This is a genomic window from Salinimicrobium marinum (genome assembly GCF_014651535.1).
GTDB classification, from domain to species: domain Bacteria; phylum Bacteroidota; class Bacteroidia; order Flavobacteriales; family Flavobacteriaceae; genus Salinimicrobium; species Salinimicrobium marinum.
In genome coordinates this window covers 13957-27080 of record NZ_BMXB01000013.1, presented here as the reverse complement: position 1 = coordinate 27080, position 13124 = coordinate 13957, and the positions used below count along the sequence as shown (strand labels likewise).

The following is a 13124-nucleotide window of genomic DNA, read 5'->3' as shown; positions in this document are numbered from 1 at the left end:
TTGAAGTTGGGCTAATTGGTGTTATTATAGGTTTTCACTCACCCATCCAAACATCTCTTCATCTACAGTTGCATCAGCATCGTATGCAGCGTCTAAATCGGCATCTGCTCCTTCGATTTGGATTCCTGAAAGATCTGTTCTTCCGTCTTCAGTAATGTCAATGTTAGTGTCATATCCTGAAAGGGAAAGACCGGTAATTGTGGCTCCAGATTGTGCCTTAAATTGAAGTGCAGTTCCACCTGTAGTTGATACAGCTGTGAAATTCGTGATAGTTGGATTACCGTTAATTTTATCAGCTTCAATAGCAGTAGAGAAGTTTTCGATAGTGTGGTTTACATAGGTGTTGGTAATACTTCCGTCCCAACCTTCGGTCCAGTCAACTGCATCATCTTCATTATTCTCAAGGTAAATGTTAGTTGCAGATACAGAACCTCCGAAGAATTCCACTCCGTCATCTGCTCCGTTTAAGATAGCAATATTTTCGATGGTTGTTCCAGACCCTACTCCGTAAAGGGTAAGTCCGTTGTACTGTGATTCCGCATTGATTTGGGCTCCTGCATCAGAAAGGATTAGATACTGAATAGAACCTGAATTATCTTCGGGATCTTCCCCACCATAGATGATTCCACCTACTTCAGCAGTAGCACCAGCTCCGGCGGTTGAAACTGCATTTCCTGCAATTACAAGACCTCCCCAGCTTCCTGGCTCTCCAGAAGTTGAATTCATTACTACAGGATTATCTTCGGTTCCCTGAATATCTATCATTGCTCCTCTTTGTACTACAATGTAAACCTCAGTAGCTTCTGTATCTTCATCCTCAGTTCTTGCAGTGATCATTACTCCTTCCGGAATTGTAAGGGTTGCGCCCTCTTCAACAGAAACAATTCCATTGATAACATATTGTGCGTCTGCTTCAAGGGAATAATCTGCCTCAATTGTTCCTGGAAGTACAGAAACTTTCCCTCTGTTGCTTACCCAGTCGAACATAGCGGCATCTACTGTTGGAGTTGCGGTATAATCCTTGTTTGGATCTGCATTTTCACCTTCTATTTGAATGCCAGAAAGATCCTCTCTACCGGCTTCTGTAATGTCTAAGGCGGTATCATATCCTGAAAGAGAAAGCCCGGTGATAGTTGCACCACTTTGTGCTTTAAATTGTAGAGCAGTACCACCTGTAGTGGAAACAGCAGTGAAATTTTCAATAGTGGGGTTACCGTTCACTTTATCAGCTTCAATAGCAGTAGAGAAATTCTCGATAGTGTGCAGTACGTATACATTGCTTACGGTTCCATTCCATCCTTCGGTCCAGTCTACAGCATCGTCTTCGTTATTTTCAAGGTAGATGTTTGTTGCAGAAACTGTTCCTCCAAAGAATTCTACCCCGTCATCAGCTCCATTTAAAAGCGCGATGTTTTGGATGGTAGTTCCGGAACCTACTCCGTATAAAGACAAACCATTAAACTGTGAATCAGCATTGATTTGTGCTCCTGCATCAGAAAGTACTAAGTAATTAATAGAACCTGAATCATCTGAAGCATCATCACCACTGTAAACAATTCCACCGACTTCGGCAGTTGCATCTACACCAGCGGTGGAAGGAGCATTACCAGCAATGATAAGTCCACCCCAACTACCGGCTTCACCGCTTGCTGCCGACATTACTACCGGAGCTGAAGCTGTTCCCTGGATATCGATCATTCCACCTTTTTGAACCACGATGTAAACACCGGTTGCAGGATTATCATCAGCATCAGTATCAGCTACAATCTGAGTTCCTGCAGGGATAGTAAGGGTAGCACCATCTTCTACAGAATAAACCCCGGTAAGGGAATAAGTTTCATTAGCATCTAACGTGCGGTCTTCTTCAAGATTTCCAACCAAGTCAGTTTCTTCTCCCGGTTCAACCGGTCCAACAGGATTGTCATCATCATCGCTACAGCTCGTAGCTACTAAGCTTAATAAGGCGAAGAGCATTAGATAAATTGTTTTTGGATTTTTCATGTCTTAATAGTTTAGTTTAGAAATTCAGTATTTATGGTTAAAATTTTCAATTTTTAAAAGGTGTAATTTATCCCAAGACTCAATACAGCACCCCGGGTGTAAGATCTAACTGTTTGAGTGTTTTCCACTCCTGTTGAACTTGGTCTAATATTTTGAATTCTTTCAATTTCAGGGTTCAGCAGGTTTTGGCCGCGAAATTGTAATCCCCAATGCGCGCCGAAATCCTGACTCATAATAACATCAAGGGTAACGAAACCTTTTTCAATGATTTCATCGTTGTAGAATACCTCAGTTTGAGTTTGTACTTCAGGAGCACCAAGGGCAAAGATCTTTTCTGAAGCATAATTTCCTACGATAGAGGCTCTGAATGGGTTGTGAGATTCGGTAGAGAAATTAAGGGATCCGTTAAAGATCCAGTCGGAAGCTCCCTGGAGCCCGATTTCTGTTTTATTATTGTACTGGAAAGTCCTTATAAAGGCCTCACCTCTATAGACATCTTTAAGATCTTGTTCATGCCACATTCTGGAGGCATTAAATCCAACCTCAAAATCAAATCCTGCCGGATTATCATTTTCAATGACCTCTAATTTGGTTTCTAATTCAATTCCATAAACATTCGCTTCCTCACCGGCATTGAAGTATGAAAATACTCCTGCCGCCCCTCTGTCCTGAACTCTGTTTATAGGGTCATCTATTTTTTTGTAAAATCCGGTAAGGGATATAAGTTGTCCTGCACTTGGAAAAAATTCGTATTTCAAATCGAGGTTAAGATTCCTTGAAGCTTCAAGATCTGGGTTACCTCTGGTAATCTGTCCTGTTTGAGATACATACTCAAAAGGAGCTATTTCTTTAAATTCCGGAAGTGTTATAGTTTTACTCGCTGCTAACCTAATGTTGGAATTTTCATTGGGTGAGTATCTGAGGTTTACGCTTGGATAAATATTGTCATACGATTTATTGGCAAACTGAGGAAGCGTTGAGGGGTAGTTGTTTACCTCAAAATCTACCTCCAGTTCATCTTTTTGATATCTTGCACCTAAGTTGAAATTCCATTTTCCGGTCCCAAAGTTAAAATTTGCAAATCCACCATAAGACTGAAGACTCGCCTGGTACTCATCTGGAGAAAGGCTACGGAATCTAAGATTATCAAAATTTTCTGGTAGGAATGCTTCGGAAAGATTATCAATTGAAGATGGATTTACAGTATTATAATTCCTTTCAGTAACCCCAAAGAACCTTGAAACGAAATCTCTTTGTTTGTTTCTGAAATTTCCACCGGATTCAATAAAAATGTTCTTGTTCAAGTCTTCATCCTTGAGAAACGTGAAGCGATCTTTAAGAAATGCATTTATTTCGGAATCATCAATCTTTTGAGACGATTTTCTCTGTTGAAAACCACCCATTCTTCCTAACTGAACGAAATCTTCTCCATCTATATTTACTTCATTTCGAATACGATTTGGTTCATCTGCATTCACCCTGTTATATCCTACAGCCCATTCCAGTTCGTTTTTTTCTGAAAAGTCATGGAAACCGTGAAGTTGATTGATCCATAACCTGGTTTGCTTTATATTTTGGTCACGGATGAACTGGTTAAGGTTTTCGGCCGGTGAAGTTTCTTCAAAAACAACTCCTTCGGCATTACGTCCACTTTCATAAACTTCATCAGTAAGTTTATTAACAAATAAACTTGTGGCTTTAATTCTATGATTATGATTCAAGTTGTATTCTAAATCCAGTAAGCCTGTGGTGTTATCCACTTTTTTGAAGATCTCTACATCCGAAAAGTAATCGTACAGGTTGTTGTTACGAAATTCCCTGAAGATCCCTTCATTGTATTCAAAGGAAGTAGATTGCAATCCTGTGAATAATAATCTTAAATTGTCACCAAATTTAGTTCCGGCGGTAAGTGCATATCTTCTGTTTACAGGAAAAGAAGAGGTAGTTGGATCCCATCCCTGTTCTTTTATAGCATTTTCGGTGGAAACAGTTTGATCATAAAATCCGAAATTTACATCGTACTGGTTTGGAGATACTTTGAAGTTATCAAATTGCTCAATGGCATTTGTGTTTATCCCTGAGCGAATTCCAATAGCGAATTCTGATATTCCTGCCAATGCCCGGGAAGTAATATCTATAGTTCCTGAGGCCTGGTCTGCTGAATTCTCTGCAGAATAAGTTTTACTAATACTTACGTTTTGGATAATGCTGGTGGAAAACAAACCGAGATCAATATTTTTTCGTTCCACATCATCAGATGGAATCGGTAAACCATTCATGGTAGTGTATAAATATCGATCTCCAAGACCTCTCACGAAAAGATCCCCGGAAGCTTCGCTGGTGGTAACCCCCGAAATTTTGGTAGTGGCTGTAGCCACATCTGAAACACCGATCCTTGCGAGTTGCTGAGCACCGATACTTTCCTTTATGTCTACGGCGCTTTTTTGTTCAAGCAACAAAGCCACCTCAGAATCCCTTCTTGAAACAGTAGAGATAACTACTTCATCCAGGGAAGCTGCACTGCTGCCCAACTCAGTATTAACTTCAGTTACTTTACCTGCGGTAACCTGTACATTGGGAACTTCTAAAGTTTCATATCCAACAAAACTGAATACCACCTCATAGATTCCCGGTTCAAGGTTGTTTAAGGAATAAAGGCCCTCCATGTCTGTTGTGGCTCCTTTGGAACTGCCTTTTATTAAAACATTTGCAAAGGGTAGGGGTTCGCCATCCATTTCCTTGTCTATGAGCTTTCCTACGATAGCGCCCGAAGCATCATTTTGGGCATGCAGTACGTTATTTGTCATCAGTACTGCGATTAGTAGGATAAAAAATCTAATCATCATCTTAATATTTTGTCTGATGCAAATTAACGGCCGCTTTGTAAAGCAGGGGTTAAGGACAAATTATTGCTGTGTAATGATAATGTTAGCTTAAGGTTACGAGGTGGGAAGCGCGTAAAATAGTGGCTCGCTCTTGTGGGATATAAAAATTCGGGAGTATTAAAATTTGACAATTTAGGAGGGAAGTCCGATATGATTTCCTTTGGAAAAAGAATTTATCTTTTTTTATCCAGGACGCGTTCAGGATAGTCGGTAATGATTCCGTCTACTTTTAGGTCGATCATTCTTTGAATGTCTTCCGGATAGTTAACCGTCCACGGAATTAGTTGCATTTCTGCAGATTTAATAGAATCGACAAATTGCTCGTCTTTTACAAGTCGGTAGTTGGGGCTGTAGATTTCCGGTTTAAAATCTAAAAGTGACAAATTCTCCTCTATTCCTCCATTGGAAACCAGGTAAGCGATTTCAGTTTCAGGATAATTTCGGTTCATCACATTCAGAATTTTTGGATCAAAGGACTGAATGTTAACTTTGTCGTGGATTCCTCTTTCTTTGATGATTTCTATTACAAGCTCCACAAATTCTTCGGGTTCCGGTTGATACTCCCCATATTCCGTTATGACCGATTTTATTTCAATATTGTATTTTACCGGTTGCAATTCTTCAGCAGCAATAAAAGTTTCCACGGTATCTATAACCTCAGAAAGTAGAGGTTTATACGTCTTTATTTTTTCCTGGTTTGGAAAATGACGATTGCCCCGGGAACCTGCATCAAACTGCCTGATGCTGTCGTAGGACATTTCATACATATTGTAGGAGCGTTCATCTGCTTTACTTATGGAATCTCCTGTAGGCGTGCTAACGTACAACGAAGACATGTAAGGTTCGTGGGACACGACGACCTTTTTATCTTTGGAAATCACCACATCCAGCTCAAGGACATCCACCCCTTTTTTGACGGCACTTATAAAAGCCGGAATACTGTTTTCAGGGAAATTTCCACGATCACCGCGGTGTCCCTGTACCTGTACACTGGTTTTTGAAGCATTCGTTTCCATTTCTTTTTCATTTTCTGAATTGGATTTACAGGAGTTAAGCACTGTGAAAGATAAAAAAATCAAGGCTATTTTAAAGTTTGTCATATTGCAATTTAGTAAGAAAGCCTGCTTCAGCAAAGGTGCTTCAGCAGGCTAAAATTAAATTTGTAATTATTTTGCCTCTTCCAGCCTGTAACTGCTGATGGCAGAATGAGTTTTTCCAAACATATCTGTAGCTTTTATCTCAATGGTATGCTCTCCGGTTTCGAGATACGTGGGAATATTTCCGCGCCATAAATGGTCACTTTTTACTGGATTTGATGACCTCCTTCCCGGCATAAGTTTATCTGTTGTATCCCATTCATATACCAGTTCTACATAAGAAGGATCTGGTTCTTCTACATACATCATTTCTTTCCATTCCCCATCATCAATTCTATACATCACCTCATCCCCTTCGGTTCCCATAAAGAAATTTGCGAATATCCCAGCCTTTGTTCTTCTGCCTTTTGCCACCACGTTAGGGGCAAAAATTTCCATTTGGTAATCTTCAGGTTTTCCCGCTACTTTATAATCAATGCTATATTCATTTCCGTGGAAATTGATAAAAGCGTAACCTTTTGGAGTTCCATCTCTCATAGTTGAGACTGGGATTCCTGCTTCATCCAATTTTCCGGAGTACCAGTCACCGGAGGTGGTTCCTATGTTGTAATGGTGATGAGGTTCTTCCTGAAGCCATCCTTCTTCCTTGCCAAAGAAATCCTGCTTTTGGATGTGCGTGTGAGCAGAAAGGGAAAGGGTATTCGGGTAATCCTGAAGTAACTCAAAAAGCCTGTCCCGGTCTTCATCCCTAAAATTATCCCCGTCAGGTTCGCTTATTGGGATATGAAATGCTAAAACTATCAAATGGTCTTTCGGGACATATTTTAAATCGTTTGCAACAAACTGAAGCTGATCTTCCCTAAAGCCGCCCCAGTAACCTTTTGCATCTCTGGGATCGGGATAAAGAACATTGTCTAAAACTATAAAATGTACTTTTCCATAATTGAAAGCGTAGTTGGCAGGGCCAAAATGTGCTTCATAGGTCTCATCGGACAGTTGATCTTCCTCTGCATCAAAGTTAAGGTCATGATTGCCTTGCAAATTATACCAGGGAATTCCAACTCTCTTTACCGCCTGAATGTAAGGATTGAACAATTCAAGGTCATTGCCTACTAAATCGCCCATGCTTAAACCGAAAGGAACATTTTCAACATCTTCAACTTCAGATACTATTCCCCTGGCAAAAAACTCCACCTCTTCCTTAGTGTAAGGCTGCGGATCTCCAAAAATGAGAGCAGTGAATTCTTCATTCTCTTCCGAAGGAATTAGTGCAAAATCAACCGATTTTGGAAGCTTCCCGGTAGGTGCAACTCCCTGAAATTTTGCTTCAGGAGAGCCTTTTGGTTTGTGGATGTAGAAGAACTGAGGCAAATTATCCTCATTTTTCCCAATGTTATATCCGGAAGGTTTTATAATTGAAATGATGTTGTCGTCACCTACAGGAAGTTCGTACTTTCCGGAAGCATTGGTCAGAACCACTTCCTGGCCATTGGTTACGGCTACTTCTGGAATTCCGTTTTCCTTTCTGTCTTTTTTGCCATTTTGATTACTGTCTTCAAAGACGTAACCCCTAGCAATGTTTTGTGCGGAAAGACCTAATGTGAAAAGTATAGCTCCAGCCGCCAGTATTGTATTTTTCATTTTTAAAAATAATTTTAGTTGTCCCACCAGACTTTAGTGTTGATATCATCATTTCCTCCCAGCATCTCTACTGCTTTCAGATAGTTTTCAGGATTTTCAACAGCAAGGTCAGATGGGTAATACATTCTTGATGGCATCACCCCGTTGTTGAACATAGCATCTGTTTTTGGAAGTTCAGGATAGCCGGTCCTTCGGTATTCAAACCATTGCTGGTAATCAGTGAAGTACAGGGCATAATACTTTTGCAGCATTATTCTTTCCAGGGTCTCGTTATAAGCTGCCGCGTCATTTTTAAAATAATTTTCGGGTAACTCTGTACCTACTTGTTCCATTGCTGCCTCAACGCCGTTTTGATAATGTTCTACAGCATTGTCTATGTAGCCTCTTTGAGCAAGTTCGGCCTTAATAAATTCCACTTCGGCATAGGTCAGAATAAATATGTTCATAGGTTCCTGTACCTGTTCTATGTTGAAGGTGGAAGCCTCATATTGAAACTGCGAATCATTTCCTTCATAAGCACTGGGAATTCCTCGGTAACCTAACGGGTTTCCATCAAGATCACGAGCAATAGTCGCTATAACAGGTCGTCTGGGATCTTCCCACTGGTTAAGATTCTCAAGGAAAAACTCTGTTACTTTAGTACTCAGTCTGAAATCCTGAGGTCTGCTCCATGGGGATTCATTCGGAGTGACTCCGGTGACTTCCAATATAGCTGATTCCTCTGTTTCTTCGAAAACAGGATATTGAGCGGGATTTTCAATCATTGCTGTCATCTTTTCAAAAGCACCAATTTCCGACGGATTTGAGATCCTCAGCAACAAACGTAAATGCAGTGAATTAGTGAATTTCTGCCAGTTTTCCACATTGTTGTGAAAAAGAATATCTTCAGCATAAATCATGGGGGCTTCCAGATCATATAACTGATTAGCCTTTTCTAAATCGGCGAGAATGGTTTCATAGATGAATTCCTGCGAATCAAAAGCCGGGTAAAGTACACCTCCTTCAGCACCGGATGCTTCAGTCATAGGAACAGGACCAAACAAATCGGTTAAATTTGCATACACCCATGCATTTAGAGTTAAAGCAATAGCTTCATAATTAACGTCACCGGCTTTTTCGGCTGCCGTTCGCATTTCTTTTATATTCTGAAGCCACTTGTAATAATTATTCCAGGAAGAATTGCCAATTCCCCGGCTTACATCATAGCGATGCAAGCCTCCCGAGGTACTTGGGAAAGGCAGGGACACCTGCATTAGATCAAATGTAATAGCATCACTTCTGTTAGCATTGTGGGTGGCCAGGCCGTAAATGATTGGATTTAATAAAGTGCCCGGACTTATTTCTGCAATACGGTTTGGATCTTCGTTTATTTCTTCAAAATCATTTGTACAGGCAAGGTTTACTAAAAACAGGGTTAAACCAACCACTATTATATGTATTTTTTTCATCGTTGTGCTCATTATAAATTCACTTTTAGGTTAAAGCCGTAAGTAGCGGGAGAGGGCATTTGTCCCATTTCTACTCCTGGTAGTATTTCATTACCGTTTAAAGCGGCTGTTTCAGGATCATAAATTGGAAAGTCTGATACTGTATATAAATTCCTCCCAAAGATGGAAGCTTCGAGACCATTTATGCCCCAATTTTGTAACGATCCCTTCGGGAAATTGTACTGAAGGCTTACTTCCCGCACTTTTAACCAGGAGGCGTCAAAGGAGTTAGATTCCACATTAGCTCTTCTGTAGTAGCGGTTGTACCAATCTGGAGTGACTGCCTGAGTGGTATTTGGAGAGTAAGTACCATCTTCATTGAGCACCACTCCTTCACCAACAATGTAGCCCTCTTCCCTTCCCATAAAAGTGGAAGTGAGTTTTCCTTGCTGAACAAGTTTATGATGGGTTTGTGAATATATAATTCCACCATATTGTCCATCAAGGGTGAAATTAAATCCGAAATCTCCAATCCTTATTTGATTGTACCATCCTGCTGTCCAGTCGGGCATGGCATCACCTATATACTTGAGGTCGCCAGATTCGGGATAAGCTGGAAGCCCGGCTTCATCATATACAATTTCACCTTCGGGAGAGCGTACAAAACCATATCCGTAAATTGCAGTGGGAGATTCGCCTACTTTAGCAATCATAGAGGCCTGGCCTCCAGTGCCCACTACAAATTGATTTTCAATATTATCTGGAAGGTCAAACACTTTTCCCCAGTTTCTGGCCCAAGTGAAGGTAGAATTCCAGCTAAAATTTTCATTTTGGATTGGTTTTACTCCAAGCGTTAATTCAATTCCGCGGTTCCTTACCTTACCTGAATTAAGAATTGCTGCGCTATATCCTGTTGCGTAATTAAGCGGCACCCGAATGATCTGGTTCTCTGTGGAAATTTGGTAAACAGTAGCATCAAGATTTAATTTATTGTTTAAAAAGCGGGCTTCAATTCCCGTTTCATAACTTGTAGAAATTTCAGGTTTAAAGTCTTCATTATACAAGGTTGCAGGCACTACAGCAGAACTTGGAAAGGCATTCTGATTGTAATATTTACTGGTTTGATAAGGATCTGTGTCATTTCCTACCTGCGCGAATGAAAATCTATATTTAAGGTAATCGACCGGGCCTTCAGAAATATTAAAAATATCTGAAAGAATAAAACTTGTATTTACTGAAGGGTAAAAGAAGGAATTATTTTGCTCCGGAAGTGTACTCGACCAGTCGTTTCTTCCGGTAACATCTACAAATATCTGATCCCTGAAGGACATGGTGTACAATCCATAGAGACTATTTACCTGCTTGTCGCTGTCACCTGTGGAGATGTTTGGATTATTCATTCCGTTAGCCAGTTTATATACCCCCGGAACTACCAGTCCTGTTATTGAAGCATTGGTATTCCGTCTTTTTTCAGTTCTTGCATTTCCTCCAAGAGAGAGCGAAAATGCAAAATCCTTACTTAATTTGTTTTCGTAGTTTAAAAGAAAATCACTGTTTACTTCCTGTTTGAAAACATCCTGTGTTTGGTAATATCCCTGGGAATACCGGTTAATGCTGTAAGGCCTTATTTGTTCCCGCTCCTGATTGGTGGAATTCAAAGCGGTTCTTAACATTAAATCAAGATTGTCAGCTAATTGAATGTTGGTGTAGATTGTCCCGATAATCTGATTACTTTCAAGAGTGTTCAAAGACTCATAAGCTATTAAATACGGGTTGTCAATATAAGAACTGAAAGGCTGAATTTGTTCAATTTGCTCCTGTCCTTCCTGCCAGATGGGCCGTAACCAGTCAAGATTTACGTTAGGGTTCTGGAAGATCATAAAATAAGCGATAGAGCCATTATTGTATCCTGTACTTGGTAAATTATCGCTACTTCTGTTATTGTAATTAATGATGGCACCGAGTTCCATTTTATGGGAAATATTGTACCTGGAATTTATGGAAGCAGTGATTCGCTCAAATCCTGTGTTGGGCATGATCCATTCATTTTTAGAATGGCCAACAGACGCCCTCATAGATCCGTTTTCTCCACCTCCCTGAATAGAGACATTATTGTTAATGGTTACTCCGGTACGCCAGAAGTCTTTTCTGTTGTCTTCATATGGCCGCCATAACTGACGCTCTTCAGGTTGACCCCCTACAGCCGGATCATACTGATAAAAATACTGGCCATCAAATCGAGGACCCCAGGCACTACTGGTGCCTCCGGTGCTGTTGCCGTCTTCCGAAGCTCCGTAGGAGTAATAGGGATTTCCTTCATCATCAAAAGATTTTCCGGTTCCCTGTCCGTATTCATACTGATAATCGGGCCAACGTTGAATTACATCAAAAGTGGCCCCTCCGTTATAAGTTACTCCAAGCCCTTTTGAATTTCGACCAGATTTTGTAGTGATAATTAATGCCCCGTTCGCGGCCCGGCTTCCGTAAAGAGCAGTTGCTCCTGGGCCTTTCAGCACACTCACGCTCTCGATATCTTCAAGATTTAAATCTGAGATTGCATTACCATAATCTATAGGTGAATCTTCTCCCCCATAGGCGCTTGAGGAGCCCGAAGTGGTCATTTCTGTATTAACAGGAACTCCATCAACAACTATTAAAGCATAATTCCCCTGTAAATCGAAGGAAGAATTTCCGCGTAGGGTTATTTGCTGTGAATTGATAGGACCAGAACCGGAAGAAACAATATTCAACCCGGCTACTTTACCCTTTAACCCGGATGACCAGTTGTTGGGAGTTGTTTGTGCTAGATCTTCAGATTCCACGGTAGCTTGTGAAAAGCCAAGCCGTTTTTCTTCCCTTTTTATTCCCAGGGCTGTTACTACTACTTCATTCAAAGCATTGACATTTTCTGTCAGGGTAACTTCTAGAATATCGGTACTATTGGCGGGAATCACTTGTGTTTCAAATCCCATGAAAGAGATTTCCAGAATTGCAGATGGATTGGAAACGTTTATTGTAAAGTTCCCATTGAAATCTGTTTGGGTGCCATTATTTGTTCCCTTTTCTACTACGGTAGCTCCGGGTAAGGGTAGTCCCTTTTCATCGATGACTTTTCCGTGAAGGATGTGTTGGGAATCATTTTCAAAGTTAAAAGCTGCTATTTTCGAGGTTGGATTAGAAGCAAAAGCTTCCGGGAGAATAAAAAGAAAACATATTATGTAAGCTTGTTTCTTTAATAAATTGGTAAAAAATTGTATGTTAGTATTCATTACAATTTGGCTATAAATTAATTTTGTAGTCTTGGTTTTGGCTAAGCCCATTCTGGTGCAACAGAATGGGCTACTTTTTTGGCTAATTCAACTTTTAGAGTTTCTTCTTATAGGAACATGTTTAAGTTTATCTTTTAATTTTTGCCTGAAGCAACTTCTTTTTTTATGACGGATACAAAAGAAGATAATCCTTGCTACGACCGGCTTTATTCTAGTTTAAGATTTTATTAACTTAAGTTTAATCCCAGCAGGAATAAGGGCTCCGGGAGGCAATAGCTATTTCATAGTGTCTGTGATGAAGAAATATCTATGCTATTTTACCTTTTAATAGAAGCTTTTTAACCCTGACGTAAAGAAGAGGAGTGAAGTTTAAATTTAAGGTAACTCAAAACCTCCTAATCAATCTTACTTTTATAGAAATTAGAAAATTAACCGATCATGGCAGTAAGAGAAGCAAACCACCTGGTTCGCGAAAGGATTGAACTCCCCGTTAAGTACGACGGAGGGAAGCAAACTATCCGGGATTCCCAGGGCATGATTGTGTGTGATATAAAAGGATGGATAGAATTAGATATTGATAAAACTGGAGATTCCCACTACATCATTGGTGAAAAAGTAGCAAAGTTATTGAATGAGTCGGGGGCATATCAAAGTGAAGATTCCTTTAGAGAGTCTGAAGTAGGTTGATTTTACATCCTGGTAGTTACAAAACCTTTTCAGAATTGTAGTACTTTGAAGTAGATGTACCTCTTCTGTTATCATCCACGCTATCCTTTATTAATTTATCTTCATTATTGCAGCTGC

General features: G+C 40.2%; 7 protein-coding genes. 1 reads left to right on the top strand and 6 read right to left on the bottom strand.

Annotated features, from left to right (window positions below):
* Nucleotides 1-24: 24 nt before the first annotated feature.
* The 6 genes from IE056_RS13925 to IE056_RS13900 form a co-directional block, all read right to left on the bottom strand.
* A complete protein-coding gene (locus IE056_RS13925) occupies nucleotides 25-2001 on the bottom strand; it encodes a beta-helix domain-containing protein (protein ID WP_189605333.1) in 1977 nt (658 codons plus the stop codon).
* A gap of 53 nt (nucleotides 2002-2054) precedes the next feature.
* A complete protein-coding gene (locus IE056_RS13920) occupies nucleotides 2055-4847 on the bottom strand; it encodes a TonB-dependent receptor (protein ID WP_308427643.1) in 2793 nt (930 codons plus the stop codon).
* A 212-nt stretch (nucleotides 4848-5059) separates the two neighbouring features.
* Complete coding sequence (locus IE056_RS13915; RefSeq protein WP_189605332.1) at nucleotides 5060-5986, bottom strand: glycerophosphodiester phosphodiesterase family protein; 927 nt, start codon at nucleotides 5984-5986, stop codon at nucleotides 5060-5062.
* A gap of 66 nt (nucleotides 5987-6052) precedes the next feature.
* Nucleotides 6053-7624, bottom strand: a complete 1572-nt coding sequence (locus IE056_RS13910) for a calcineurin-like phosphoesterase C-terminal domain-containing protein (protein ID WP_189605331.1) — start codon at nucleotides 7622-7624, stop codon at nucleotides 6053-6055.
* A gap of 14 nt (nucleotides 7625-7638) precedes the next feature.
* A complete protein-coding gene (locus tag IE056_RS13905) occupies nucleotides 7639-9072 on the bottom strand; it encodes a SusD/RagB family nutrient-binding outer membrane lipoprotein (protein ID WP_189605330.1) in 1434 nt (477 codons plus the stop codon).
* A gap of 11 nt (nucleotides 9073-9083) precedes the next feature.
* The gene (locus IE056_RS13900; RefSeq protein WP_229793770.1) at nucleotides 9084-12320 is read right to left on the bottom strand and encodes a SusC/RagA family TonB-linked outer membrane protein; all 3237 of its coding nucleotides are present in this window, start codon (nucleotides 12318-12320) and stop codon (nucleotides 9084-9086) included.
* Between the two features lie 438 nt (nucleotides 12321-12758).
* Between IE056_RS13900 and IE056_RS13895 the strand changes: the two genes are divergently transcribed.
* Nucleotides 12759-13007: a hypothetical protein gene (locus IE056_RS13895; protein ID WP_189605328.1), complete on the top strand. Its 249-nt coding sequence runs from the start codon at nucleotides 12759-12761 to the stop codon at nucleotides 13005-13007.
* Nucleotides 13008-13124: the final 117 nt, after the last annotated feature.

Excerpts from the sequence above, each read along its gene's own strand:
- IE056_RS13900 (WP_229793770.1), bottom strand. The coding sequence starts at position 12,320 with ATGAATACTAACATACAATTTTTTACCAATTTATTAAAGAAACAAGCT.
- IE056_RS13910 (WP_189605331.1), bottom strand. The coding sequence starts at position 7,624 with ATGAAAAATACAATACTGGCGGCTGGAGCTATACTTTTCACATTAGGT.
- IE056_RS13915 (WP_189605332.1), bottom strand. The coding sequence starts at position 5,986 with ATGACAAACTTTAAAATAGCCTTGATTTTTTTATCTTTCACAGTGCTT.
- IE056_RS13895 (WP_189605328.1), top strand. The coding sequence starts at position 12,759 with ATGGCAGTAAGAGAAGCAAACCACCTGGTTCGCGAAAGGATTGAACTC.
- IE056_RS13920 (WP_308427643.1), bottom strand. The coding sequence starts at position 4,847 with ATGATGATTAGATTTTTTATCCTACTAATCGCAGTACTGATGACAAAT.
- IE056_RS13925 (WP_189605333.1), bottom strand. The coding sequence starts at position 2,001 with ATGAAAAATCCAAAAACAATTTATCTAATGCTCTTCGCCTTATTAAGC.
- IE056_RS13905 (WP_189605330.1), bottom strand. The coding sequence starts at position 9,072 with ATGAAAAAAATACATATAATAGTGGTTGGTTTAACCCTGTTTTTAGTA.